This is a genomic window from Ruegeria sp. AM1 (assembly GCF_056540745.1).
This window is the reverse complement of sequence record NZ_JBQFXH010000001.1, coordinates 590,947-615,324: the sequence shown is the minus strand read 5'-3', so window position 1 is coordinate 615,324 and position 24,378 is coordinate 590,947. Positions and strand designations below refer to the sequence as shown.

Sequence of the window (24,378 nt, the reverse complement as noted above, 5' to 3'; positions counted from 1 at the left end):
GGGCAGGTTGCGCATCGCTGTCTGGTGGCGTCAATGAGACAAACCCGTCACTTAACGTCCAGCGGCGTGTCCTGACTGAAACTGTTGATCCACGCGCCAAGGCGACGTTCCCATAGGGATGAGATCAGCATCGCCTCCCACGTGTCCATGCCCGGCCGCTGATAATCCGCGCGATAACACAACAACGCAATGTCGGGTGTCAGCACGCGCAATGTCACTTCGCTCAGCTCGAACCGGGCCATGGTTGGGAAATCGGCGAACTGACCCACATGGTCATCGCGATTGGCAAAGCCCGTTGGGTACACGCCCAGAAAATCGGAGCTGAGCAAGGCGCGATCCGCATCAGCATCACCGCCGACCAGAGCCGACCAGACCCTTTTCTCAAGCGTCAGGATATGTTCAAGCGTTGGGGCGGCGGTGTTTTCTTCGGTTTCCATATCGCGAAAATGCGCCGAACAGCCTCTGGCGTCAACCAGCGGCAAAGACACGGACCCCAATATGTAAATCTTTTTCACATTGACCTCTTGCAACCGCCCAAAAGCTCCCCATCTAGACAATGTGAAAGGAATTTACATCAACCTGGAGACCCCAATGACAGCATTGTCTGACCCCGCCGTCCCCGAGAACCCCGGATGGCTCTACCGCGCCGAGGCCTGGCTTGACAGCAAGGGCAAAGGTGCCTGGATCGCCGCTATGGTTCTGGGTTTCATCTTTTTCTGGCCCATCGGTCTGGCCTTTCTCGCCTATATGATCTGGAGCAAACGCATGTTCAGCAAATCCTGCAGCCGCCGCAGCTCGTGGCAGAACCACATGAGCGCCATGAAGCCGTCGGGCAACAGCGCATTTGACGCCTATAAGTCTGACACGCTGGCGCGGCTTGAGCGCGAACAGAAAGAGTTCGAATCCTTCCTGCATCGCCTGCGCGAAGCCAAAGACAAGGCCGAATTCGATCAGTTCATGGACGAACGCGCCCGTGACAATCACAATGAGGACGAATCGGGCAAACCTGCCTGACGTCGGACTGCCCTGCTCCGTGCTGACGGGTCGGGGCTTTTGCTATCATCATCGGATTTTCAAATGACCCATTTGCCTGACCCTGACCGCCAACCCGAGTTCTATCGATCCGTGGCGATCAAACGGTTTTTTGCCTGGCTGTTCGACGTGGCCTTTATATCGCTTCTGTGTACCGTTGCGATCGTTCTGACCCTGGGTTTCGGCTTCTTTATCATCGCCCTGATCTACATGGTGCTCAGCTTTATCTACCGCGTTGTCACGATCGCAAACGGCTCGGCCACACTGGGCATGCGCTTTATGGGGATCGAACTGCGCGACGCCTTTGGCGCGCGGATGGACACTGGCAAAGCGGTGGCTCATACGGCGGGATACTTTGTCAGCATGGCGTTTCCAGTCCTGCAGATCATCTCGGTCATCATGATGATGACCAGCGCCCGCTGCCAGGGTCTGACGGATGCGTTGTTGGGCACGGTGATGATCAACCAGCGTGCCTGATAAATAGCTTTCTGCATACATATTGAAACACTTGGCGGGTCCGAGAACGGTTGCTATCATCCGGTCCAAGACAACACAGGACCTCCATGCGACACACGCTGCCCATCGCGCCACAGTTTTATGTGACCGCCCCACAGCCCTGCCCTTATCTTGAGGGCAGGCTCGAGCGGAAGCTGTTTACAGCCCTGCAGGGCGACGGGGCCGATCAGTTGAACAATTCTCTGTCCCAGCAAGGGTTTCGCCGTTCGCAGAACGTCCTTTATCGCCCGTCCTGTTCGGATTGTTCGGCCTGCCTATCGGCCCGGATCAATGTGGCCGAGTTTCGCCCGACTAAAAGCCAGAAACGCGCGGCCCGGCGCAACGCACATCTCGAACGGCGCGCGACATCGCCCTGGGCCACCGATGATCAGTACGAGCTGTTTCGCCACTACCTCGACGCCCGGCACGCCGATGGCGGCATGGCCGATATGGACGTGTTCGAATTCGCGGCGATGATCGAAGAAACGCCAATCCGCAGTCGTGTGGTGGAATATGTCGCCCCTGAAACCGGCGACCTGATTGCCGTCAGCCTGACCGACGTTCTCGATGACGGGCTCAGCATGGTGTATTCCTTCTATGATCCCCAGCAACCGCAGAACTCGCTGGGCACCTACATGATTTTGGATCATATCGACATCGCGCGCGAGGCGGGTCTGCCCTATATCTACCTTGGCTATTGGGTGCCTGGCAGCCCCAAAATGGGGTATAAGGCCAAGTTCTCCGGGCTCGAAGCCTATGTGAACGGCGCATGGCAGAGCGTGCCCGACCCCGACAAATTCGCCGGAACGGCGCATCACCCACTGTCTTCGGCGCCGATTGCCGAACAGGTCGCCAATATCCAGCTGCCTGACCGCCACCCCACGAAGGGCTGAAAACAATTGCACAAACTCTTCACGCGGTCACGTTGGTTGTGCCGGATTACGACAGCGCCATCGCGTTTTTCACCGAAACACTGTCGTTTGAACTGCTGCAGAATATCGATCTCGGCGATGGTAAACGCTGGGTACGCGTCTGCCCTCCAAACTCCGCCGGAGCCTCACTGGTGCTGGCCAAAGCAGTTGGTGCATCGCAAGAGGGCGCCATCGGCATCCAGACCGGGGGACGGGTTGGTTTCTTCCTTCAAACAGATGATTTTCAACGCGATTACAAGGCCATGCATAGCAAAGGCGTGCATTTCGAAGAAGCCCCGCGCCATGAACCCTATGGCATCGTCGCGGTCTGGCAGGATCCTTTTGGCAACCGCTGGGACCTGATCCAGTTCACCTGATCGGCCGAGAAGGAGCTGGCCCCTTCCCCAACCAGACCAAAGCAAAGGGGGCCCTAAGGCCTCCTTTTCCGCATAACAACACGCGTCAGATCAGTTCGGGATCAGATCCGGAACAATCGTCACGATCGCCGGGAAGAACCACAAGATCGCAATCCCGACCACCTGGATCAGCACGAAGGGCACAATCCCGCGATAGATATGACCGGTGGTCACCTCTTTGGGCGCAACCCCGCGCAAATAGAACAACGCAAACCCGAAGGGCGGCGTCAGGAAAGAGGTCTGCAGGTTCACCGCCACCATGATCGTCACCCATTTCGGATCAAACGACCCGCCATAGATCACCGGCCCCACGATTGGGATCACGATGTAGATGATCTCAAGGAAGTCCAACACAAAGCCCAGTATGAACAGCACCAGCATCACAATCAGGAAGACCGTGAACTCGTTGTCGAAACTGCGCAGGAACTGCTGGATATAGTGCTCGCCCCCGAAGGAGATCACCACAAGGTTCAACAGCTGCGACCCGATCAGGATCGTGAACACCATCGAGGTCACTTTGGCCGTCTCGCGCACTACGGGCGTCAGAACACCGCTTGAGAACAGAACCCAGCAGCCATAGAGCAGCCCGAACAGCGCAAACAGATACGCTCCATACGCGACAAAGAACGCAACCCAAGTTTCGAAAGGAACCGAGCCCTGATTGATGCGCAGATCAAAGTTCACGCCCATCAGCAGCGCGATGATCACCGCAAAAGTTGCCCAGATGATCACCTTGCCCGAGCGGCCCTGATCCTGAAGCTTGCGATAGGCCGCCAGCATGATCGCGCCGCCCGCACCCAGCGCCGCTGCGGGCGTCGGGTTGGTCACACCACCCAGGATCGAACCAAGCACTGCAATGATCAGAACCAGCGGCGGGAACACGACCCGGATCAGATCATTAGTCGCACATCGCGCCGCCGCGTGCCTGCACCCATAGATCGCCAACGCAAACGGCGCGGCCATAAGGACAAAGGTCAACCCAGATGAGGTCGTCGGGGCGATGAACAAAATATCGACCAGCAGCATCAGCAGCAGACCGATTGCCCCCACGATCAGCGGCTGTGTCGATCTCGACGGAGCAATTCCGCGTCCCATCACCAGTGTCAGTCCCAGCAGAACAACCATCACCGCAATGCCGGTGCCAATTGGCGCGGCAGCTGCGATCTTGGCTTCCTTTGCGGCGACCAGTTCCTCTGGGCTCAACCGTTGCGCCTCGGCGGCACCTCCGGCGGCATCAATAGCCTCCTGCTCGGTCACCGCCTGATCCCAGGCGGATTGGCCATGCAGCTCGATCATCGAGACCTTGCATTCCTCTGACACATTGGTGCGCAGCGACGCGCCCTGCCCGATTTCCGAGAAGGCCGAGACCGAGATGTTCTGGCTGCCGATCACGCCCAGATTGCCCAGCAGCACAGTGCCCACGATCAGAACAACCGGTGCGCCCAACAACCATGTCAGACCTTCAGAGCGGGTGATCGGCTCACCACTCCCGCCTGACAGTGCCACGGCAGGTGCCTTATGCGGGTTCATCAACGCATAGCCAAACGCATAGAGAGCATAAAGCAGAGCCAGCAGAATACCCGGCAGCAGGGCGGCTTGGAACAAGGTGCCGACCGAGACCACTGCGGGTTCACCCAGATATGTCAGCGCATCGGTGCAACCGGCTTCGACCGCGCGGGTTTCCTGTGCGGTCGAATACAGATCCCCCGCCAAAGTGCCCAACAGAACGATCACGATAGACGGCGGAATGATCTGGCCCAACGTCCCCGACGCCGCGATGACACCTGTGGCCAGTTCCGGCGAATAATTGTTGCGCAGCATCGTCGGCAAGGCCAACAGACCCATGGTGACAACCGTTGCACCGACAATCCCGGTCGAGGCGGCAAGGAACGCGCCCACAACCACAATCGATACAGCCAGACCGCCCGGCAGCGGGCCAAACACCCGAGCCATTGTGGTCAGCAGGTCGTTGGCGATTTTCGAACGCTCCAATGTGATGCCCATCAGGACAAACATCAAAACCGCCAGCAGGGTTTCAATGGACTGACCAGCCAGAACCCGTTCGTTCATACGGTTGACGATAAAGGATACATTGCGGTCCAACGCGGTTTCCCAGCCCTGTACAAAGACCGGTTCTGCAATCCTGGGTAAATCCGGGTATCGGAAGACCGACACGCTGTCGGGTTTGACCCCCGAATTCACAAGATCCCTGTAGGCCTGTGACCCGGTGTCAATCGCCTGATGTATCAGCAATCCTGCGCTGTCTAGCGCGGCGATAATTCCGAATGAGATGATCCCGGCCCCACCGATGGCAAAGGCCACCGGGAACCCGGACAGAATGCCTCCGAAAAGGCAAAAGAATACGATAATGAGGCCTATCTCGACGCCATCAAGTCCGAATAGCATAGTCTGGGTCTCCGTCCCTAATGCGCGCCTTCATAGGCTTCTTCGCCCTCGCCAAGGCTGTCCTTGTCGAGGTATTTTCCAGTGCTTTCAGGCCCTTCCACATATTCCAGATACGAGCGCCACAGGAACGCAATCGCGTGCAGGAACACCATGGCCGCAAAGGCCACCAGAAGAATCTTGAACAGGAAATAGCCATTGAACCCGTTGGGGCTGAACCCGATGGTTTCGACATTCCAGCGCAGCGCGCGAGATTTCGCGACCAAGCGGTCCAGCGCATCACTGGCCGAGGGTTTTGGCACGATCAGATGCCTCCACATAAAGTACCAGCCATACATCCATGTCAGCACCGCCATCGGCATCATGAACAGCATCGCGCCGCACATATCGACCACACGTTTGGCCCGGTGACTGATCCCGGCATAGATCAGGTCCACACGCACGTGACCGCCCTGCACAAAGGTGTAGGTGCAGCACAGGCAGACCACCATGGCGTTATACAACTTCAGCTCTTCGGCGTACCAGCTGATGTCTTTTGTCAGCGGAATACCAAAACCAAAGGCCATATCAGCCCGCGTAAAAACCCGCTGCATGAAGACAATGATGATCTGCTGTATCACCATCAGCAGCCCCGCCCAGGCAAAGAAACGCCCGGTTGTGTTGGCAAAGGCCTCGAGCCCCCGCACCATGCCCCACATGACGTTCCGATAATAAAGGCCAACGGCCGTCAGGATCAGGAACAGCGTGAACACCACAAAGAAGAACTCGGTCGATCCACCGTAGTAGACAAAGCGCATGATGGCTTCTTTGTCCGACCAGTCGAGCCAGAGCTGCGGATGCGTGATCGCATATCCGAAATTATAGAAAGCTTCGGCGATGTTCTGAACGAACCAGACCAGCCCGTTCCACAGGGCGCCGAAGAAGGAGATACCGTTATCGTCCTGCATATTGTCCCCAGGTCGCGTCAGTTGCACCGTGCGCTATTTTTTTGTTCGCTGCGCACATATACAACAATAGTGGCCTCCCCGCCAAAGCGGGGAAACCAAATCATTTCATTTCAGAGTGTTAGCCGCGAACGCGGTCGCGTTGCGTGGTGTAAGCACCCGACGACAGGTTGTTCCACGCCGACGAGGCCGCCATCGACGACATTGCGCTGTCGTGGATTTTCTTGAACAGCTCGTCGCCCATGTTTTCGTTCAGAACGTCTTGGCTGGCCTGACCGAACGCGTCCCAGACGCTGTCAGGGAATTCCAGAACTTTCACACCGCCCGACTGCAGACGCTGCAGTGCTGCACCGTTATTGGCCAGGAATTGCGCCAGGTTCCACTGGTGTGCTTCGGCTGCTGCGATCTCGATGATCTTCTGCTGCGCCGGTGTCAGTTCGTCGAACACGTCACGATTGGTCGCCAACGACAGACCCGCACCCGGCTCGTGGAAGCCCGCAGTGTAGTAGGTCTTGGTGATTTCCTGGAAACCAGCCTTTTCGTCGGCCCACGGACCGATCCACTCGGTTCCGTCAATAGCGCCGGAAGACAGCGCCTGATACACTTCAGAGCCCGGAATGTTCTGAACCGATGCGCCCAGTTTGCCCAGCGCCTGGCCACCCAGACCCGGCATACGGAATTTCAGACCCTGGAAGTCTTCGGGGCCATTGATCTCTTTCGAGAACCAGCCACCCGCTTGTGCGCCGGTGTTCCCAGCCAGGAACGATTTCAGGCCAAAGATTTCGCCCAGCTCGTCATGCAGCTGCATACCGCCATCGTGGTAGTACCAGTTCACCAGTTCCTGCGCGGTCATGCCGAACGGAACAGCGGTGAAGAACGCATAGCCCGGGTGCTGACCCACAAAGTAGTAGTCCGCCGCGTGATACATATCGGCCTGACCGGACGACACAGCGTCAAATACTTCGAACGCACCCACCAGCTCACCGGCGGCTTTGATCTCAACGTTCAGGCTGCCGTCCGACATAGCATTGATGCTGTCGGCGCAACGCTGCGCGCTATCGAAAACCCCTGCAAGACCGCGGCCCCATGAGGTAACCATGGTCAGCGTGCGGTTGCCCTGCGCATAAGCCGGTGCCGCCAGCGTGGCTGCGGCTGCAGCCGAGCCGCCCAGTGCAGAAGTTTTCAGAAACTTACGACGATCCATATGCGTGATCCTCCCCTACATATTTAGAACCCGGTCGAATCCGGGCTTAGTCGTTTTCGGTGGGGGCAGCCTAAAGTCAGCGTTAAGAATGTGAATACCTACTACTGCGTAGAGGTCGGGCTTTTTTGGGCGTTTGAGTGAAAATTTGGGCTGGTTCAGAAGCCCACGTCCATGTTTTTCGAGCAGCAAACCCTCCATTCGCCCATTCTTTTTGCATTTGCGCGCCAGCTTGCGTATCGATTCGACCATGAGCAGACTCAGACATCTGATCTCGCTGACTTATGCACAAAAGCTGGCGCTGGTCGCAGCGGTTCCCCTTGTTGTGGCCGTCGCCGCGATTGCTTTTTTGGTGGCACATGAGGCGCGCGCGACCGCCGAGCGTGAGATTCAGGCGCTGGAACGACGCCTGATCGAGGCCAAGAAAGACGAGCTTCGCAACTATGTCACCCAGGCCCGAAACGGGTTTGCCTATATCTACGGGCGCGCGTCGCCCGATGACGAAGCCTCGCAAGAGCTTGTGACCCAGATTCTGTCGGCGATGATATATGGCAAGGATGGGTTCTTCTTTGTCTACGACTATGACGGCAATAATCTCGTCAGCCCCCGCCAAACCGAGTTTATCAACCGCAACTGGGAGGGTCTAACCGACAGCGACGGCACCCCGATTGTCGACGAATTCATCAACCTCGCCCGCCGGGGGGCCGGTTGGCACAGTTTCATGTGGCAGAAGCCCTCGACCGGGGAAGAGGCACAGATGATTGCCTATGTGGTGGGGTTGCAGGATTGGCAATGGGTGGTGGGAACCGGGGTTTTCATTGACGATATCGTTGCCACGGTCGCAAACGCCCGCGCCGAGGTCGAAGCCCGCGTGCAGCGCACGTTTCTGTATATCGGTGGCATCGTGCTGGCTGGCGTTTTGATCGTCTTCGCCTCGGGCATGCTGCTGAATATCCGCGAGCGGCGTTTAGCCGATGCCAAGCTCAAGGAACTGACGCAGCGCGTGTTTGACGCACAGGAAGAAGAACGCGGCCGCGTTGCCCGCGAGTTGCATGACGGGATCAGCCAGATCCTTGTCGGCGTCAGATACGCGCTGGACAACACCCGCCGCCGCCTGTCCCGAGGCGATGACGACGGCGCCCGCGACCCGCTGGACAAAGGGATCGAGCATCTGGGCACCGCCATCACCGAGGTGCGCCGGATCAGCCGCGACCTGCGCCCCGGCGTGCTGGACGATCTGGGCCTTGGCCCTGCGCTTAAGGCGCTGACCGATGATTTTCGCGAACGCACCGGGGTTGAAACCGAATTCACCACGGTGGTGTTCCGCAATCGTCTGGATCAGGACAGCAAGATTGCCCTTTACAGGATCGCGCAAGAGGCGTTGACGAATATCGAACGCCATTCGGGCGCCAGCCATGTTACAATCGACCTGCGCGGGCATAAGAAAGGCGCAACCATGCGGATTACCGACAACGGCAAGGGATTGCGCACGGAACCGGGCCGAACCAATGCCGGGATCGGGTTGCGCAATATGCAGGAACGCATCGAACAACTTGACGGATCGCTGCGCATTCTGTCATCAAGCGGCGCACGCAGCGGCACGATCATCGAGGTAAGCCTGCCGCTCAGCCATCTGCTGTCGCCACAAAAGGGCACATCAGACCAACGGAAGGCCCATTCATGACACCCGAAACGGTCCGAGTTCTGATTGTCGATGACCACCCGATGGTTGCCGAAGGTATACAGTCCATCCTTGAAAGCTATGACGACATTGCCGTGGTGGGCACCGTCAGCAACGGCAAGGACGCGGTTGAACAGGTGGTCGAGCTGAAACCGGACGTGGTGCTGATGGACCTGAACATGCCGGGCCTCAGCGGCCTCAGCGCGACTGAGATCATCCTGGAACGCGTGCCGGACACCCGCATTCTGATCCTGACCATGCATGACAGCCCCGAATATATCTCGACCGCGCTCAGCCACGGGGCAAAGGGCTATATCCTCAAGGATGTGCCCACCGAAGAGATCAAACAGGCCATCGACGCGGTCATGAAGGACGAGCGTTATCTCTGTACCGGTGCCAGCGGGTCACTGGAGCCCAAAGGAGACAGCGCACGTGAAGCGCTGACCGAGCGAGAACAGACCATCCTGTTGGAGCTGGCGCAGGGCAAATCCAACAAAGAGGTTGCCCTGACATTGGATATTTCCGTGCGGACGGTCGAAACCCATCGTAAGAATATCAAGCGCAAGCTTGGCATATCCTCAACAGCGGGCCTGACCCGTTATGCAATGGAACACGGGGTGTTGCAGGGCACCGGCGTCAGCCTCTGACCGCTATCGCGCTTAGATACCCTCACCAAAGAAGATCAGCGTTCCGTCTTCGTCTTTAACGTGGAATTCGCGCTGCCGATATGGCTGATCAAACGGAGCGCGCACCCGCCCTTCGGGCAAATCAGACAAGCCCGGACGCAGGTTCTCATACAGGTCATCAATATCTTCGACGTCGATGTAGTAGGACTGCTCTTCCCCTAAAGGCCGCCCATCCGGGCGCGGCGGGCATTCCAGAAGCCGGATCGCAACCGGCCCCAGCCTGAGAAACGCATAGTTGTCCTGCTGGAACGTGCAGGTAAATCTTAGGCGGGCGCAATAGAAATCAATCTGTTTCTGCAGAGATGAACATAAGACAAAGGGCGTAAGCTGTACGATCTGGGACATCCTGAAACTCCAACGGATTACAAGAGCATGGTACAGAACGCACCCGATCAATCCAACAGCTTGTCCTGACGCCGCCCCGCACGGGCGCGGTGGTGCGGCAGCACACGGCCGTACAGCTGCTGGGTTCGCTCGACACTGCCACACATGCCCTTGGTCTCGACAAACGAGAATATCCCAACATATCGGCTGCGATCCCCCTGGACCGGTGTAACCCGGTGCAAGGAATATCGTCCCCGAAAGATCTGCAAATCCCCCGGTTGCAACACCAGACGCCTGACCCGCGCCAGATTGCCATCCAACACCGCTGCAACCGCGGCAAAGTTTTCATCTTCGGCACTGCGCAGATTGGCAACATATTCGAACTCACCGCCCTCATCTGCGTTTTGGATTGCCAGAGTGACCGTGTAGGTGTTGGTATCGAAATGCCAGGGAAAGCCCTGCCCCCGTTCAACCACATTGACAATCACATCGGCCAGCGGATCGTCATAGTAAGAGAACTTATCCTCGGGCTCGCCCAATGCCGCTCGCACGAACGGTAGAAATCCCGAGAATTCATAGATCCGCCTTAACGGACCCGAGGGCGAAAAGTTGTCGGCTGGCACAAAGGCATTGGACCGTTCATAGAACCGCCGAACAGGGTGACCATAGCCTAAACTTGGGTCATCTCGGGTGAAATACGGGTTAGTCCGGCCAAAAGACCGGTGGGCGTGGGCCGCGACACATTCTGCCTCGCGCGCAAGTTGTTCAACGCCCTGATCGTGGGCGAAACCGGGCAGGACGGCACATCCATCCTGCTCCAATTCTCGCCGCACATCTTCGATCATCCGTGCATAGGCTGACGAATCCGGGCAATCTATCGGATATCGCCCTAGGTTTATCAGGTCCTGCAGCATACCGCGCCTCCCCTCATGCATGCCCCTGCGCGCAGCGTGACGCGGTCAAAGGCCGCAATCATGCCCGTTTGGGACATTCCCCGACGCATTCAGACCTTAAGCAGCCCAACCAGACGCTTAAATTGGCGGAAATTCCGGGCATGCGGCGATCTGCGCAATAAAATGTCAAAAAAACCAAACCCTGAGTTAGAAAATTGGTGCAATTGCCTGTTGACGCCCCTGCCGACGACTCATAATGTCGCCTTCAAGCTAAAAGGAGCCTCTGGCAATGAGAACGCTAGTCGTAATCGTGGGAACCAAGCGCATGGGCCGGTAACGGTAAACCATAATCGAACCCATGCGCCTCCGAAAACTCTCGGGGGCTTTTTTTATGCTAAACGCAAGACACATGTCGCGAACGGAGCAAAGCAGATGACACGTGAGATGACCGGCGCAAAGATGGTGGTTCAGGCCCTCAAGGATCAGGGCGTGGACACGGTATTCGGATACCCCGGCGGCGCCGTCCTACCGATCTATGATGAGATTTTTCTGCAAAACGACATTCGCCACATTCTGGTGCGTCACGAACAGGGTGCGGTGCACGCTGCCGAAGGCTACGCTCGCGCGACCGGCAAACCCGGTGTCGCCCTTGTGACCTCGGGCCCCGGAGCCACCAACGCAGTGACTGGGCTGACCGATGCGCTGATGGATTCGATCCCGATCGTTGTTCTAACCGGTCAGGTTCCTACCTTCATGATCGGTTCGGACGCCTTTCAAGAGGCGGACACCGTTGGTATCACCCGCCCCTGCACCAAGCATAACTGGCTGGTGAAAGACACGGACTCGCTGTCCGGCACCCTGCATGAGGCCTTCCATGTCGCCACATCGGGTCGCCCGGGTCCGGTTCTGATCGACATCCCGAAGGATGTTCAGTTTGCCAGCGGCGAATATTCGGGGCCCAAACCCTCAACTTCTCATTATCAGCCGGTGCTGAAAGGTGATCTGGAAGAGATCACCGAACTGGTGGCCGCGATGGAAACCGCCAAGAAGCCCGTGTTTTACACCGGCGGCGGCGTCATCAACTCTGGCCCCGCGGCCAGCCAGCTGCTGCGCGAGCTGGTGGACGCCACCGGCTTTCCGATCACCTCGACCCTGATGGGTCTGGGGGCCTATCCGGCTTCGGGTGAAAACTGGCTGGGAATGCTGGGCATGCATGGTCTTTATGAGGCCAACATGGCGATGCATGACTGTGACCTGATGATCAATGTCGGCGCCCGGTTTGACGACCGGATCACCGGCCGTATCGATGCGTTCTCGCCCAACTCGAAAAAAGCGCATATCGATATCGACCCGTCATCGATCAACAAGGTGATCCGGGTGGATATCCCGATTGTCGGCGATATCGCCCATGTTCTGGAAGACATCCTGAAGGTCTGGAAAGCGCGCGGTCGCAAGACCGATGCAGCCAATGTCAAGCAGTGGCAGGGTCAGATTGCAGAATGGCGCAAGATCAACTGCCTCGCCTACACCAGCAGCGAAAAGACCATCAAGCCGCAGCATGCGCTGCAGCGACTTGAAGAGCTGACAAAGGACCATGATCGTTATATCACGACCGAGGTTGGGCAGCACCAGATGTGGGCAGCTCAATATCTGGGCTTCGAAGACCCCAACCGCTGGATGACATCGGGTGGTCTGGGTACGATGGGCTATGGCTTCCCTGCATCTATCGGCGTGCAGATGGCGCATCCGGACGCCCTGGTGATCAACGTCGCGGGCGAGGCATCCTGGCTTATGAACATGCAGGAGATGGGCACAGCCGCCCAGTACCGCCTGCCGGTTAAACAGTTCATCCTGAACAACGAACGCCTCGGCATGGTCCGCCAATGGCAGGAACTGCTGCATGGCGAGCGGTATTCACACTCGTGGTCCGAAGCCCTGCCCGATTTCGTCAAGCTTGCCGAGGCGTTTGGTGCCAAAGGTATCCTGTGTTCCGATCCCGCCGATCTGGATGACGCGATCATGGAAATGATCAACTATGACGGCCCGGTGATCTTTGACTGTCTGGTGGAAAAGCACGAGAACTGCTTCCCCATGATCCCGTCAGGCAAGGCGCATAACGAGATGTTGCTGGGCGAGGCTGAAACACAGGGCGTGATCGACAGCAAAGGCTCGGTGTTGGTCTAATGGAAAAGCTCATCTGCTTTAACTCCAACAGCTTTCGCCCAACACCGGGCGAGTTGGATGAACAGGCAGCAGACTTTATCAACCCCGGTCTATTTGGCAAAGAACTCAGCGAGTTCCTTTGCCAAGAGCTTGCAGAAAGAGGGCACGAAGTTACCTTTTCATGCGCTGAGGATTGGGGCTGGTACCACGAAGTAAAGCATGATGAGCCCTTCGCTTTGGTCTTTGGGTGTTCGAACTACGGCGACGGTCACATGGTGCAGTTCGCTCCTAAGACTGAATATGTGAGAAAAATGTTCAAAAAGTACCACGCCACCCCCAAGGTTGAGGCCCTGCGAGCGGCGATCTGGACGATACTTGAGAACGCAGAAGGTATTTCGGACCTTCAATACGAAGAGGATTAATCTGGCATGTCTGCCCTACATATCAAAAAAGGCTCCAGCCGCCATTCGGCCTATAATCTACGCCCCACATTCTCGGATGTGCAAGAACGGCACACGATTGCCGTGCTGGTTGAAAACGAGCCCGGCGTATTGGCCCGCGTAATAGGTCTTTTTTCGGGCCGCGGTTATAACATCGAAAGCCTGACAGTGGCTGAGGTTGATCATACTGGCCATCTCAGCCGCATCACTATCGTGACCACCGGCACCCCGCAGGTGATCGAACAGATCAAAGCCCAGTTGGGTCGGATTGTTCCGGTTCATGATGTTCACGACCTTACCGTCGAGGGGCCGTCAGTCGAACGGGAACTAGCGATTATCAAAGTTGTTGGCGAAGGCGACAAGCGGGTCGAAGCGCTGCGGCTTGCCGATATCTTCCGCGCCAATGTGGTCGACAGTACGCTGAATTCCTTCATTTTCGAGATCACCGGCGCGCCTGATAAAATCGACGCCTTTGCCGATCTGATGCGCCCTTTGGGCCTGATCGAAATTGCCCGCACCGGCGTCGCGGCCCTGCTGCGCGGCGACTGATATATCCATCTATCTGGCCCGGCGTATGATATCGGTGGGCCGGAATGACACGACAAAAGGCGTGTCCGGCCACCGGCATATTGGTTCCATAGTGCCGGATTTGCCTTCGCCACAAAAGATCATGCAAAAAAGCCATTAAGCCTATTGCTTTTATCTTGCAGGACGTTAGCTTTTCGCCGAGCAACGTGGCGCCGCAGGCGCGCGCGGCGGTGACCTTTACGATTATTGTCGACTGATATCGCACCTTGTGGCCGGTGTAGTCGTATTTTCGTACGGGCGCTGAAACTTGGAACGAACATGACCGACGATCTTCGCACCCCAATGGAGTTGCGCGAAATATTTGGCGCAAATCTCAAGCGCCTTGCGCGCAGATACGCGTCAGTCTCAGATCTGTGTCGGCAATTGGGGATCAACCGGACGCAATTCAATCGCTATCTGTCAGGAGAGAGCTTTCCTCGACCAGATGTGCTGGACAAGATCTGCAAGTTCTTTGACGTCGATGCTCGTATTCTCCTGGCCCCATTGGATCAGATCCCGTCCCCAACTGCACGTGGCACAGATGAGCTGATGACGCAGTTTTTGGGCTCCGGTCCCAATTGGCCGAGCACGGATCAGCTTCCAGATGGATTTTATCACGCGATCGAAACAGACCCAGCGGATACCTCAGAACGATCACATCGCTTGTATCATGTCAGCCGGACACAGAGTTATACGCAATTGCGGGCATATGCGCCTCGAAATGCAGTCGACACTCCGTCAGAGCGCGAAGCCCGGGGTTTTGCGGCGTGCGCAGACGGAGCACTATACGTCCTGGTGGCAAGCCGTGGTGCAGCCGATTACCGAATCCTGGCCCTGACCTCGCTGTCCCAAAACAAGCCGCATCGCTGGTCGGGTGTCACCCTTCCCCTGTCCGGAGTGACCGCCGCTCAAACGGCGGGCCGGGCGCTGGACCTCAGGCATTTGGGGCATGACATCGCCGCCGCATTAAGGGTTGCCCGCCGCGCGACATGACCCGAGTGCCACAGGGCATATGACGTCTCAGCCGGAGGTGACCTGCACAGAAATACCCCAAACATGTCGTTGTGAGAAAAACCTGGGTCGCAGAAATATAAGCGCCACCCCGTTGCCCGTGCCTAGGCTGAAGGGACAGCGAGGAGAAGCAAATGGCCAGCACACCCACTGATTTATCGGCGATCCGCAAGCCTATCGAACAGGCCCTCGGCCTGCCCAACGCCCATTACACCGATCCCGCCCTGCATGCCGAAGAAAGTCAGGCGCTGCTGTTTGAGAGCTGGTCGGGCCTGGCTGCAACCGCTGATGTCCCGGAACCGGGCGATGCCGTACCGCTCGAGTTCATGGGCATACCCCTACTTTTGCTACGCGACCGCTCGGGCGTTGTGCGTGTGTTCCAGAACATCTGCCGTCACCGTGGCATGATCCTTGTCGAAGAACCCCGCAAGATCGAAGGTGCGATCCGCTGCCCCTATCACAGCTGGTGTTATTCGACCGAAGGTAAGCTGGTCGCCACACCTCATGTCGGTGGTCCCGGTCAAAATGCCCATGCGGATGTGAAACGGTCCGAGCTGGGGCTGATCGAGGTGCGCAGCCATATCTGGCACGAGGTGGTGTGGATCAACGTCTCGGGCACGGCGCCTGCGTTTGAAGAGGCCAATGCAGCGCTGATCAAACGTTGGGCCGAGTTCGAAAAGCCCTGGCATCACGGTGGCGCCGACAGCACGTTTCGTCTGGATGTAAACTGCAATTGGAAACTGGCTGTCGAGAACTATTGCGAGAGCTACCACCTGCCCTGGGTGCATCCGGGCCTCAACAGTTACTCGCGGCTGGAAGATCACTATAACATCGAAGAGCCGGGCCTGTTTTCCGGTCAGGGCACCGAGGTCTATCGTCAGCTGAAGGGCGACAATGGTGAGGTCTTTGCCGATTTCGACGGGCTGAGCCCCAAATGGGACACCGCCGCCGAATACATCGCATTGTTCCCGAACGTATTACTGGGCGTTCACCGGGATCACGCCTATGCCATCATTCTGCGGCCCGAAGCGCAGGACAAAACCTCGGAACATATCCACATTTTCTATGCGACGTCGGACACAAACGCCGAACTGCGTGACCGCAACACCCGGCAATGGCGGCTGGTGTTCGAGGAAGATGTTTTTGTCGTCGAGGGCATGCAACGCGGCCGAGCTGCTCCGGGTTTTGATGGTGGCCACTTCTCTCCGGCAATGGATGGGCCGACGCATCTGTTTCACGCTTGGGTCGCGGGAAAGCTTGAAGCCCATCGAACTGCATTGGCCGCTGAATGAGCGACCTGAACGTGCAGCTGTTGCAGGCACATGCTGCGGGTGATGCGCGAGAGATTTCAGCCCTTTATGAAAAAGCGGCCGCGATGGCGCAGGACGAGATTGCCACAGCATTTTTCCTGACCCACGCCTATGTGCATGCGCTTGAGGCCGGATTGCCAAGCGCCCACAGGTTGCGCCAGCGGCTTGTTGCGATGGGGCGCGAGGTGCCCAATATTTGAAACCGGGGCTCCCGCCCATCATTGGCGCACCTTCGGTGCGCCGCCTCTGGTTGGGCCGGTCGCCGCACGGGCAGAGCCCGCGCGGCGCGGGGGCGCTATGTCGTCTCGGTTTGCGCGAGGTCTGGGCCCGGTGTCTTGTCAGTGTCGTTCGTAATCTGGCGGTACAGATGCCAGCTGGCGTGTCCCAGCAGGGGCAACACAACCAGCAATCCCAGAAACCACGGGACCATGGCCACAAAGGTCAACACCGCAATGAATATCCCCCAGCCCAGCATAATCCGTTTGTTGGTGCTGACATAGGCATAGCTGGCGATCATCGCGGTCACGAAGTCTAGTTCGCGATCCAGCAGCATCGGGATCGACAGAACGGTGATCATATAGAGCAGGATGGCAAACACCGCCCCAACCACGGTGCCGACCGCGAGCATTGTAACGCCATTGGGCGTCATAAACACTTCGAGGGACGACGAAATATTGGTCATTGTCGTCAGTCCCATGAACAGGGCAAAGATCATATGACCCAGAAAAAACCAGAACAGGAACATGACGATGATAATCGCGCAGATCGACGGCAGCTGGCGGCGGCTCTGCTGGATCACGACCCCGAAGATTGCGCCAAAGCTCAGCGGCTCACCCTGTTCCAGCCGATGCGACACTTCGTAAAGGCCGACGGCGGCGAACGGGCCGATCAACGGGAAGCCGATGGCAGCCAGAACCAGCCAATAGGATGTTCCGGTCTGGACCGTAACCCATGCCATAAGCCATCCGGCGACGACGTAGAAACCGGCAAAGAGCAGGCCAAACAAAGGCGCGCGTCGGAAATCCAGCCAGGCGCGGCGCAGTGCCTCGCGCAGCATTGCCTGCGTCACCGGTTGCAATGTGGGGACACCAAAAGGTCTGTCCATCATCGGTCTCTCCTCGCGTTTGGTCCGGTCTGCATCGCCGGTTGCCTTTGCGGCCATCCCGTGGCCTTGTGATACGCCGCGCCCGCGGACAGGACGCGCGCATCGGCCCCGCGCGCGGCAAACAGCTGAACCCCCATGGGCAGTCCCGTCCGACCAAACCCGGCGGGTATCGACAAACAGGGCAAGCCAATCAGACTGACCGGCGTCATGACCTGCATCCAGCGGTGATAGGTCTCCATCTGATGCCCTGATATTTCGGTCGGATACGATTTCTCAACCGCAAAGGGCCACACCTGCGCGGCGGGCAAGGCCAACAGGTCATAGTCCTGAAACAGTCCGGCAGCGCAACGGAACCAATCCGAGCGTATGACGCTTGCGCGATGTACATCCATCGCGCTGAGCGACAGGCCGCGTTCAATTTCCCACCGGGCGCTGTCCTTCAGCGCGTCCCGGTTGATCGATTCCAGACTGGCGGCAATGCTCCAGGAACGCAGCACCGTCCAGCTATGCCAGATCTGGGCCGCGTCGAAGGGCGCAGCAATCAGATCAACCTGCGCGTCCAGACCGGTGAATGAGCCCATTGCCGCCTGACAAAGGTCGAGTATCCCGTCTTCCATCGGAAAGGCGCCACCCCACTCTCCCAGCCAACCGATCCGCAAACCTGTAACGTCAGCCACCGGAACCGGTGAGACTGCCTGCGTCTGTATCACAAGAGGATCGCGCGGATCGGGGCCGGACATCACGTCCAACAGAACGCCGATATCTTCGGGGCTGCGCGCCATCGGGCCCAGGGTCGAGATCTGATGCAGAAAGCTGTCTCCGGCCGGTTCGGACGGAACGCGGCCCAAACTCGGGCGAAAGCCATAAACGTTGTTCCAGGCCGCCGGATTGCGCAGGCTGCCCATCATGTCCGACCCATCCGCGAGGGCGAGCATTCCGGTGGCCAACGCAACTGCTGCTCCGCCCGAAGACCCGCCACAGGATCGGGACGGATCGTAAGGGTTGCGGGTCGCGCCATAGACCGGGTTGAACGTATGCGAGCCCAGACCGAACTCGGGCGTGTTGGTCTTACCGATCAAAATCGCGCCCGCAGCGCGCAGGCGGGCCGCCATAAGATCATCGGATCGCGGGACATGATCCCTGAACAACACCGATCCTTGGGTCGAGGGGATGCCCGCAACATTGGTCAGATCCTTGATGGCCATCGGCAGCCCGTGCAACAGCCCCCGAACAGGCCCGCCATCCATGGCCGCAGCCTCGGCCAGCAAAGTATCCGGGTCACGTAACGCGACAATCGCGTTGACCTGACCGTTCACCTCCGCGATCCGGTCCAACGTGCTGCGCATCAGCGTCGACGCAGATAAACGCCTGTTTGACAAGTTCTCTAACAGCGCGGTGGCAGATCCTCTGATCAGGTCCATCAATTGGCATCCCATGGCTTGGTCCACATCAGCCTAGCCACGCTGCTGGTGCATTTAAACCCGCTGTTTTGATGTATGTTTTCGCGCCGTGGCCTGTGGTGGCGCCCAGCAGCGATCAGGAGATCTTGAGCCTGAATTTCAGATTACTGCTTTGGCCCAACATTCTGGTCAGACAGAACAGGATCGCCGCGAAGCTGATCACCAGCCACAATCCACCCCACATGATGGTGGTGCCGCCAAATTCTTCGGCCAGCATATAGGCATCAGACCGCAGCCCGGACCGACGTATCGTATCGTCAAAGATGTCGTAAGGAACATAGATCATGCTGGTCAGGCCGATGATCCGCAGCAGCATGTCGCAAGGGTTCCGTTCAAGAAATCCGGCCATCCCCAACATCGCCAGCCCTACCCCGGCGCAGAACGCCATGGGAAACGGGTCACGGATATACAGCGCCACCACCAGCAACATGATGCATCCAAACGCGCCCAAGATAAGCCGATCCGCATCAGTACGCAGCGCCGCGATGAACAGTCCCATCCCCAGCAGTAGCGACCCCAGATACCCGGCGGTCAGTATCAAGAACACATTGCCGCCCCGCGTGATCGCGTACCCGCCCTGATGGATCGATAGCGAGATCTGTTCGATCGACCCTCCGGTCAGGACAGCGGCCAGACCATGGGACAGTTCGTGCAGAAAGATGATCAGGATTTTCAGCGGCAGCAGAACAGCGGTGTTCCAGAACAAAAACACCAGCGCCGTGGCCAGAATCAGCTGCCAATGACCTTTCAGCAGCATCACGATCCGGCGCGCAGGCCTCAATCCTCGCCCATCGCTTCGGAACGGCTTTTGCCTGCGACGTTCAGGGCCAGCGTGGCGGCCATGAACCCGTCGAGGTCGCCGTCCAGAACACCCTTGGTATCCGAGGTTTCAAAATTGGTCCGCAGGTCTTTGACCATCTGATAGGGCTGCAACACGTAAGACCGGATCTGGTTGCCCCAGCCCGCATCGCCCTTGGCCTCGTGCGCGGCGTTGATCTCGGCATTCCGGCGATCAAGCTCTTGCTGATAGAGACGCGATTTCAAGGCTTTCATCGCGATATCGCGGTTTTGGTGCTGCGACTTCTCCGAGCTGGTGACAACAATCCCGGTCGGAATATGAGTGATACGCACTGCCGAGTCAGTGGTGTTGACGTGCTGACCGCCCGCGCCAGACGACCGGTAGGTGTCAATCCGTATATCAGCCGGGTTCACCTCGATCTCGATATTGTCGTCGACGACCGGATAGACCCAGACCGAGCTAAAAGACGTGTGCCGCTTAGCCGCCGAGTCGAAGGGTGAGATACGCACAAGACGATGCACACCACTTTCGGATTTCAGCCAGCCATAGGCATTGTGGCCGGAAATCTTATACGCCGCCGATTTGATTCCGGCCTCTTCGCCTGCGGTCTCTGACTGCAGCTCGACCGTGTATCCCTTTTTCTCGGCCCACCGCACATACATACGCGCCAGCATCGAGGCCCAGTCACAGCTCTCGGTCCCGCCTGCACCCGAGTTGATTTCAAGGAAGGTATCGTTCCCATCCGCCTCACCATTCAACAGAGCCTCAAGTTCTTTCTTGGCGGCGCGGGTCTTCAGGGCCTTGATCGCCTCTTCGGCGTCCTGCACGACCTCTTCATCTTCTTCCATCTCACCCAGTTCGATCAACTCGATATTGTCGTTCAGATCGGTCTTGATGGTTTCATAGGTCTCGATTGCGTCGACCAGCATCTGCCGCTCGCGCATCAGCTTCTGTGCGTTTTCAGGACTGTCCCACAGGTTCGGATCCTCAACGCGCGCGTTGAATTCCTCCAGCCGGTGGGGGGCTGTTTCATAGTCCATACGCTGCGCCAGCAGCTCAAGCGATTTTTGAATTTCCGCCACGATGTTCTGGGTTTCGGCGCGCATGGTCTGGTCCCAACTTGCTCAATCAGGCTTGCGTGATAGCAAGAGGGGCGAGGCACCACAAGACAAGTGAGGCGCGAATGCGCGATGTACCGGATGAGATTCTGAAGCGCTGGAACCTAAGCGCCCCAACACCGGTCGCAGATACCGGTCAGGCGCAGGTCTGGAAGGTGAGATCGGGTGGAGATTTCGCCGCACTCAAGCTCTATCGCCGCGCGGATCGCGGGAATGAGGCACCGGGGCCGCGTGTATTATCCGCGTGGCAGGATCGCGGCGCGGTTCGTGTCATCGCCGAGACAGATAATGCGGTTTTGATGGAATGGCTCTCGGGGCCGTCATTGGGGGATATCGCCCGCGACGGCGCCCCGACCAAAGCGGTGGCCCTGCTGGCCGAAACCTCCCGCACCCTGCACCAAGCGCCACAGGTAAAGGTGGACGGCCTGAAGCCACTGCACGACGTCTTTGCACCCCTGTTTGACTGCACATATGCACCCAGCTGCGATCCCGGTTTGGCGCGCAACATGCAGCGCGCGGCCCGGTTGGCACAGACGCTTTTGGACACACAGCCGCAACTGGTGCCGCTGCACGGGGATTTGCATCCGGATAACGTGATCCTGACAGCAACCGGCCCACGGGTCATAGATGCCAAAGGATATTGCGGCGATCCCGCCTTTGAACTGGCAAATGCCCTGCGCCATCCCAAGGGAATGCCGGAACTCGTCCGGGAGCCGAAGCAGATCGCGCAGTGCCTGACGCTTTATGCCGATGCAATGGGTGTCACCCAGCATCGTCTAGGTTCTTGGGCGGCCGCAAAATGCGCGATGTCGATCTATTGGCGCGCCAACGGGCACGTCGCCAAAGATACCGAGGCCGACCTGCTTGCCCAATTCCTGACACTTGCAGGCTAGTACAACCCACCTGTGGTCACGTCACCCTGAGTGGCTTTTGGACCGACGATGACGGTTTCTCCAGTCGATGTCTGCACCTGCACACCGGCGCGCTGCGCCTCTTCAAACAACGGCAGGTCCGATCCGATGGCAAACCCGCCGTCATAGATGCGGTCGATGAACCCATCGACGCCATCGCGGAAATACTCGGCCACGACATATGCACCCGAAGCATCAGCGGGCAGACGCGCGCCGCTGAATCGGTCGATCTTGATGAAATGTCCACCGGGAGGAACATCAAACGGGCCACCGCCATATTTCTCGACAGCTTTTTCCATAAAGCTCTGAAAGACCGGGCCGCACAGAGTACCACCATAGGCCCCTCTTCCCATCGGACGCGGGCGATCATAGCCGATGTAACAGCCTGCCACGATGTTCGAGGTGAAGCCGATGAACCATGCGTCTTTTGAGTCGTTGGTGGTACCGGTCTTACCAGCGGTTGGCACCGGTAGGTTGACGTGGCGAGACGCAGTGCCACGATCCACCACGCCCTTCATCATCGAGGTAAGCTGATAGGCGGTGACCGCGTCCATAACCTGGCTGCGGTTGGTTTCGATGGTCGGCGACTCATCAGGTTCCAGCCAGCTTGAGCTACAATCGAGACAGCTCCGGTCGTCATGACGATAGATTGTCTTGCCAAACCGATCCTGAATACGGTCAACCAGCGTAGGCTCAACCCGCTCACCGCCATTTGCAAACATCGCATAGGCCGCTACCATTTTATAAAGCGTCGTTTCTTCGGCCCCCAGCGAGTTTGCAAGAAACGCGCCCATCCGATCATAGACACCAAACCGTTCGGCATATCCGGCAACCACCGGCATCGTGACCTCTTGCGCCAGACGAATGGTCATCAGGTTCCGAGATTGCTCAATCCCGGTACGCAACGGCGTCGGGCCATAGAACTTATTGGTCGAGTTCTTGGGGCGCCACAGACCTTGGGGTGTGTTCACCTCGATCGGCGCATCCACAACGATCGTGGCAGGGCTGTAGCCACTGTCCAATGCGGCTGCATAGACAAAGGGCTTAAAGCTGGACCCAGGTTGGCGCTGCGCCTGCGTGGCTCGGTTAAAGACGGTATCCTGATAGGAAAACCCGCCTTGCATCGCCAAAACTCGGCCCGAGTTTACATCCATCGCAACAAAGGCACCCTGCACTTCGGGCACCTGACGGGCCGACCATTGCCCCTCTTCGCCTTCCATCACCAGGATCACGTCGCCGCGTTTGAAATTGTCCTGAAAATTGCCCTGCATCCACTTGATGTCGGCGCGTGGGATGACCCCGTCCGCGGGTCCATCTTCGATGCCAACGGTTAATTGCTGATCGGCAACATCCAGAACGACGGCCGGGTACCATTGCGTTGGCAGAACCACATCGCGGGGGATTTCCAAAAGCGACAAAGCCGCGCGCCATTGTGCTTCATCGGCCAGAGTTTCTTCTGCGATGACCTCACCCGTGCCGCGCCACTTGCCGCGGGACAGATCGTATTTCTGCAGCGCTTCGCGCAGCGCCCGCGCGGCTTCGACCTGCATTTCCTCATCCACCGAGGCGCGGACGGTGAAACCGCCGGTAAAGAACTCACCCTCACCGAAATCTTCGCTCAGCTGGCGGCGGATTTCGTCGGTGAAATAGTCCCGCGGCGGCAGCGCGGTGCGGAAGCTTTCGAAATCGCCGTTCTGGACCGAGCGCAGCGGGGCGTCCACTTCGGTCTCATACGTCGCCTGATCGATATACCCATTCTGCTGCATCTCGCGCAGCACATAGTTGCGCCGCGCCAGCAGGCGTTCTTTTTGCCGAACAGGATGATAATCCGATGGTGCCTTGGGCATCGCGGCCAATGTCGCGGCCTCATGCGGGGCAAGCTCTTGCAGGGTTTTGTTGAAATAGGTCTGCGCCGCGGCGGTCACGCCATACGAATTCTGGCCCAGAAAGATCTCGTTCATATAAAGCTCGAGGATCTGTTCCTTGTCCAGCGTATCCTCAAGCCGCGTGGCGAGGATGATCTCTTTGATCTTACGCTCGGCCCGACGGTCGCCGGACAAAAGGAAGTTCTTCATCACCTGCTGGGTGATGGTCGAGGCACCCCGTACGTTTTCGCCCTTGGACTTGATCGCCTCGACGCCAGCAGCCACGATCCCGCGCGGGTCGTAGCCCTGATGGGTGTAGAAGTTCTTATCTTCAGCCGAGATAAATGCCTGTTTCACTAGATCAGGGATTTCTTCGGACGGCGTAAACAGGCGGCGTTCCTGCGCGAATTCGTCGATCAGCTGGCCCTCGCCCGAATAAATCCGGCTGATGGTCGGCGGTTTGTATTGCGCCAGCGATTCATGACTAGGTAGATCGCGCCCGTACATCCAGAACACCGCGCCGACAACCAGCGCGGCCATAAATATACCCAAAGTCACGAGGCTGAAAACTGCCCCGAAAATCGAAAGAATAAACCGGATCACGTTACTGCCTTTTGTTCGCCGTGCCGCCTATATAGGGACG

The 24,378-nt window shown here is 58.0% G+C and carries 24 protein-coding genes; 13 read left to right on the top strand and 11 right to left on the bottom strand.

Features of this window, described 5'->3' with window-relative positions:
- Nucleotides 1–47: 47 nt before the first annotated feature.
- A complete protein-coding gene (locus tag ACR0I7_RS03050) occupies nucleotides 48–515 on the bottom strand; it encodes a DUF4440 domain-containing protein (protein WP_480508303.1) in 468 nt (155 codons plus the stop codon).
- A gap of 76 nt (nucleotides 516–591) precedes the next feature.
- Between ACR0I7_RS03050 and ACR0I7_RS03045 the strand changes: the two genes are divergently transcribed.
- From ACR0I7_RS03045 to ACR0I7_RS03030, 4 genes are all read left to right on the top strand, one after another.
- A complete protein-coding gene (locus ACR0I7_RS03045) occupies nucleotides 592–1,014 on the top strand; it encodes a DUF2852 domain-containing protein (RefSeq protein WP_480508301.1) in 423 nt (140 codons plus the stop codon).
- A 63-nt stretch (nucleotides 1,015–1,077) separates the two neighbouring features.
- Entirely contained in the window at nucleotides 1,078–1,509 is a 432-nt protein-coding gene (locus tag ACR0I7_RS03040; protein ID WP_480508299.1) for an RDD family protein, read from the top strand.
- Nucleotides 1,510–1,595: 86 nt separating this feature from the next.
- Nucleotides 1,596–2,420 carry an arginyltransferase gene (locus ACR0I7_RS03035; RefSeq protein WP_480508297.1) on the top strand — a complete coding sequence of 275 codons (825 nt, stop codon included), beginning with the start codon at nucleotides 1,596–1,598 and terminating at the stop codon, nucleotides 2,418–2,420.
- A gap of 5 nt (nucleotides 2,421–2,425) precedes the next feature.
- Nucleotides 2,426–2,815: a VOC family protein gene (locus ACR0I7_RS03030; protein WP_480509695.1), complete on the top strand. Its 390-nt coding sequence runs from the start codon at nucleotides 2,426–2,428 to the stop codon at nucleotides 2,813–2,815.
- 90 nt (nucleotides 2,816–2,905) lie between these two features.
- On the opposite strand, the gene ACR0I7_RS03025 is transcribed toward ACR0I7_RS03030, so the two are convergent.
- The 3 genes from ACR0I7_RS03025 to ACR0I7_RS03015 all read right to left on the bottom strand — a co-directional run bounded on the left by ACR0I7_RS03025 (nucleotide 2,906) and on the right by ACR0I7_RS03015 (nucleotide 7,405).
- Nucleotides 2,906–5,260, bottom strand: coding sequence for a TRAP transporter large permease subunit (locus ACR0I7_RS03025; RefSeq protein ID WP_480508295.1), 2,355 nt, complete (start codon nucleotides 5,258–5,260; stop codon nucleotides 2,906–2,908).
- A 17-nt stretch (nucleotides 5,261–5,277) separates the two neighbouring features.
- Nucleotides 5,278–6,204: a TRAP transporter small permease subunit gene (locus ACR0I7_RS03020; protein WP_480508293.1), complete on the bottom strand. Its 927-nt coding sequence runs from the start codon at nucleotides 6,202–6,204 to the stop codon at nucleotides 5,278–5,280.
- Between the two features lie 118 nt (nucleotides 6,205–6,322).
- Nucleotides 6,323–7,405, bottom strand: coding sequence for a TRAP transporter substrate-binding protein (locus ACR0I7_RS03015; RefSeq protein WP_480508291.1), 1,083 nt, complete (start codon nucleotides 7,403–7,405; stop codon nucleotides 6,323–6,325).
- A gap of 247 nt (nucleotides 7,406–7,652) precedes the next feature.
- Between ACR0I7_RS03015 and ACR0I7_RS03010 the strand changes: the two genes are divergently transcribed.
- The gene (locus ACR0I7_RS03010) at nucleotides 7,653–9,086 is read left to right on the top strand and encodes a cache domain-containing protein (protein WP_480508289.1); all 1,434 of its coding nucleotides are present in this window, start codon (nucleotides 7,653–7,655) and stop codon (nucleotides 9,084–9,086) included.
- Nucleotides 9,083–9,730: a response regulator transcription factor gene (locus ACR0I7_RS03005; protein WP_480508287.1), complete on the top strand. Its 648-nt coding sequence runs from the start codon at nucleotides 9,083–9,085 to the stop codon at nucleotides 9,728–9,730. Before ACR0I7_RS03010 ends, ACR0I7_RS03005 begins: the two co-directional genes overlap by 4 nt.
- A gap of 12 nt (nucleotides 9,731–9,742) precedes the next feature.
- On the opposite strand, the gene ACR0I7_RS03000 is transcribed toward ACR0I7_RS03005, so the two are convergent.
- Together ACR0I7_RS03000 and ACR0I7_RS02995 are read right to left on the bottom strand one after the other, a co-directional pair.
- Complete coding sequence (locus tag ACR0I7_RS03000; protein ID WP_480508285.1) at nucleotides 9,743–10,114, bottom strand: bleomycin resistance protein; 372 nt, start codon at nucleotides 10,112–10,114, stop codon at nucleotides 9,743–9,745.
- Nucleotides 10,115–10,161: 47 nt separating this feature from the next.
- On the bottom strand, nucleotides 10,162–11,007 hold the full coding sequence (locus ACR0I7_RS02995; protein ID WP_480508283.1) for a HalD/BesD family halogenase: 846 nt from the start codon (nucleotides 11,005–11,007) through the stop codon (nucleotides 10,162–10,164).
- Nucleotides 11,008–11,418: 411 nt separating this feature from the next.
- Between ACR0I7_RS02995 and ACR0I7_RS02990 the strand changes: the two genes are divergently transcribed.
- The 6 genes from ACR0I7_RS02990 (at nucleotide 11,419) to ACR0I7_RS02965 (ending at nucleotide 16,677) form a co-directional block, all read left to right on the top strand.
- Entirely contained in the window at nucleotides 11,419–13,170 is a 1,752-nt protein-coding gene (locus ACR0I7_RS02990) for an acetolactate synthase 3 large subunit (RefSeq protein WP_480508281.1), read from the top strand.
- Entirely contained in the window at nucleotides 13,170–13,571 is a 402-nt protein-coding gene (locus ACR0I7_RS02985) for a hypothetical protein (RefSeq protein ID WP_480508279.1), read from the top strand. The genes ACR0I7_RS02990 and ACR0I7_RS02985 overlap by 1 nt, the downstream gene beginning before the upstream one ends.
- 6 nt (nucleotides 13,572–13,577) lie before the next feature.
- A complete protein-coding gene (gene ilvN, locus ACR0I7_RS02980; protein WP_480508277.1) occupies nucleotides 13,578–14,138 on the top strand; it encodes an acetolactate synthase small subunit in 561 nt (186 codons plus the stop codon).
- Between the two features lie 297 nt (nucleotides 14,139–14,435).
- Complete coding sequence (locus tag ACR0I7_RS02975) at nucleotides 14,436–15,149, top strand: helix-turn-helix domain-containing protein (protein WP_480508275.1); 714 nt, start codon at nucleotides 14,436–14,438, stop codon at nucleotides 15,147–15,149.
- A gap of 152 nt (nucleotides 15,150–15,301) precedes the next feature.
- Nucleotides 15,302–16,459 carry an aromatic ring-hydroxylating oxygenase subunit alpha gene (locus tag ACR0I7_RS02970; RefSeq protein ID WP_480508273.1) on the top strand — a complete coding sequence of 386 codons (1,158 nt, stop codon included), beginning with the start codon at nucleotides 15,302–15,304 and terminating at the stop codon, nucleotides 16,457–16,459.
- Nucleotides 16,456–16,677 carry a hypothetical protein gene (locus tag ACR0I7_RS02965; RefSeq protein ID WP_480508271.1) on the top strand — a complete coding sequence of 74 codons (222 nt, stop codon included), beginning with the start codon at nucleotides 16,456–16,458 and terminating at the stop codon, nucleotides 16,675–16,677. The genes ACR0I7_RS02970 and ACR0I7_RS02965 overlap by 4 nt, the downstream gene beginning before the upstream one ends.
- A 95-nt stretch (nucleotides 16,678–16,772) precedes the next feature.
- Here ACR0I7_RS02965 and ACR0I7_RS02960 read toward each other — a convergent pair whose 3' ends face one another.
- The 4 genes from ACR0I7_RS02960 to prfB all read right to left on the bottom strand — a co-directional run bounded on the left by ACR0I7_RS02960 (nucleotide 16,773) and on the right by prfB (nucleotide 20,947).
- On the bottom strand, nucleotides 16,773–17,585 hold the full coding sequence (locus tag ACR0I7_RS02960; protein WP_480508269.1) for a DUF2189 domain-containing protein: 813 nt from the start codon (nucleotides 17,583–17,585) through the stop codon (nucleotides 16,773–16,775).
- On the bottom strand, nucleotides 17,582–19,003 hold the full coding sequence (locus tag ACR0I7_RS02955; RefSeq protein WP_480508267.1) for an amidase: 1,422 nt from the start codon (nucleotides 19,001–19,003) through the stop codon (nucleotides 17,582–17,584). The genes ACR0I7_RS02960 and ACR0I7_RS02955 overlap by 4 nt, the downstream gene beginning before the upstream one ends.
- A gap of 115 nt (nucleotides 19,004–19,118) precedes the next feature.
- Nucleotides 19,119–19,799 (bottom strand): M50 family metallopeptidase, encoded by a 681-nt coding sequence (locus tag ACR0I7_RS02950; RefSeq protein ID WP_480508265.1) that lies wholly within the window; start codon nucleotides 19,797–19,799, stop codon nucleotides 19,119–19,121.
- Nucleotides 19,800–19,819: 20 nt separating this feature from the next.
- Nucleotides 19,820–20,947, bottom strand: coding sequence for a peptide chain release factor 2 (prfB, locus tag ACR0I7_RS02945; RefSeq protein ID WP_480508263.1), 1,128 nt, complete (start codon nucleotides 20,945–20,947; stop codon nucleotides 19,820–19,822).
- Nucleotides 20,948–21,024: 77 nt separating this feature from the next.
- Here prfB and ACR0I7_RS02940 point away from each other — a divergent pair, with 77 nt between their 5' ends.
- Entirely contained in the window at nucleotides 21,025–21,852 is an 828-nt protein-coding gene (locus tag ACR0I7_RS02940) for an aminoglycoside phosphotransferase family protein (RefSeq protein WP_480508261.1), read from the top strand.
- On the opposite strand, the gene ACR0I7_RS02935 is transcribed toward ACR0I7_RS02940, so the two are convergent.
- A complete protein-coding gene (locus tag ACR0I7_RS02935; RefSeq protein ID WP_480508259.1) occupies nucleotides 21,849–24,338 on the bottom strand; it encodes a penicillin-binding protein 1A in 2,490 nt (829 codons plus the stop codon). The genes ACR0I7_RS02940 and ACR0I7_RS02935 overlap by 4 nt on opposite strands.
- Between the last annotated feature and the right edge of the window lie 40 nt (nucleotides 24,339–24,378).

Bases quoted from the DNA above. Each gene is read 5' to 3' on its own strand.
- ACR0I7_RS02940 (WP_480508261.1), top strand. From the start codon at position 21,025: ATGCGCGATGTACCGGATGAGATTCTGAAGCGCTGGAACCTAAGCGCC.
- ACR0I7_RS03010 (WP_480508289.1), top strand. From the start codon at position 7,653: ATGAGCAGACTCAGACATCTGATCTCGCTGACTTATGCACAAAAGCTG.
- ACR0I7_RS03005 (WP_480508287.1), top strand. From the start codon at position 9,083: ATGACACCCGAAACGGTCCGAGTTCTGATTGTCGATGACCACCCGATG.
- ACR0I7_RS02990 (WP_480508281.1), top strand. From the start codon at position 11,419: ATGACACGTGAGATGACCGGCGCAAAGATGGTGGTTCAGGCCCTCAAG.
- prfB (WP_480508263.1), bottom strand. From the start codon at position 20,947: ATGCGCGCCGAAACCCAGAACATCGTGGCGGAAATTCAAAAATCGCTT.
- ACR0I7_RS02970 (WP_480508273.1), top strand. From the start codon at position 15,302: ATGGCCAGCACACCCACTGATTTATCGGCGATCCGCAAGCCTATCGAA.
- ACR0I7_RS02960 (WP_480508269.1), bottom strand. From the start codon at position 17,585: ATGATGGACAGACCTTTTGGTGTCCCCACATTGCAACCGGTGACGCAG.
- ACR0I7_RS02985 (WP_480508279.1), top strand. From the start codon at position 13,170: ATGGAAAAGCTCATCTGCTTTAACTCCAACAGCTTTCGCCCAACACCG.
- ACR0I7_RS02975 (WP_480508275.1), top strand. From the start codon at position 14,436: ATGACCGACGATCTTCGCACCCCAATGGAGTTGCGCGAAATATTTGGC.
- ACR0I7_RS02955 (WP_480508267.1), bottom strand. From the start codon at position 19,003: ATGGACCTGATCAGAGGATCTGCCACCGCGCTGTTAGAGAACTTGTCA.
- ACR0I7_RS03015 (WP_480508291.1), bottom strand. From the start codon at position 7,405: ATGGATCGTCGTAAGTTTCTGAAAACTTCTGCACTGGGCGGCTCGGCT.
- ACR0I7_RS02950 (WP_480508265.1), bottom strand. From the start codon at position 19,799: ATGCTGCTGAAAGGTCATTGGCAGCTGATTCTGGCCACGGCGCTGGTG.
- ACR0I7_RS02995 (WP_480508283.1), bottom strand. From the start codon at position 11,007: ATGCTGCAGGACCTGATAAACCTAGGGCGATATCCGATAGATTGCCCG.
- ACR0I7_RS03000 (WP_480508285.1), bottom strand. From the start codon at position 10,114: ATGTCCCAGATCGTACAGCTTACGCCCTTTGTCTTATGTTCATCTCTG.
- ACR0I7_RS03035 (WP_480508297.1), top strand. From the start codon at position 1,596: ATGCGACACACGCTGCCCATCGCGCCACAGTTTTATGTGACCGCCCCA.
- ACR0I7_RS03040 (WP_480508299.1), top strand. From the start codon at position 1,078: ATGACCCATTTGCCTGACCCTGACCGCCAACCCGAGTTCTATCGATCC.
- ilvN (WP_480508277.1), top strand. From the start codon at position 13,578: ATGTCTGCCCTACATATCAAAAAAGGCTCCAGCCGCCATTCGGCCTAT.
- ACR0I7_RS03025 (WP_480508295.1), bottom strand. From the start codon at position 5,260: ATGCTATTCGGACTTGATGGCGTCGAGATAGGCCTCATTATCGTATTC.
- ACR0I7_RS02965 (WP_480508271.1), top strand. From the start codon at position 16,456: ATGAGCGACCTGAACGTGCAGCTGTTGCAGGCACATGCTGCGGGTGAT.
- ACR0I7_RS03020 (WP_480508293.1), bottom strand. From the start codon at position 6,204: ATGCAGGACGATAACGGTATCTCCTTCTTCGGCGCCCTGTGGAACGGG.
- ACR0I7_RS03045 (WP_480508301.1), top strand. From the start codon at position 592: ATGACAGCATTGTCTGACCCCGCCGTCCCCGAGAACCCCGGATGGCTC.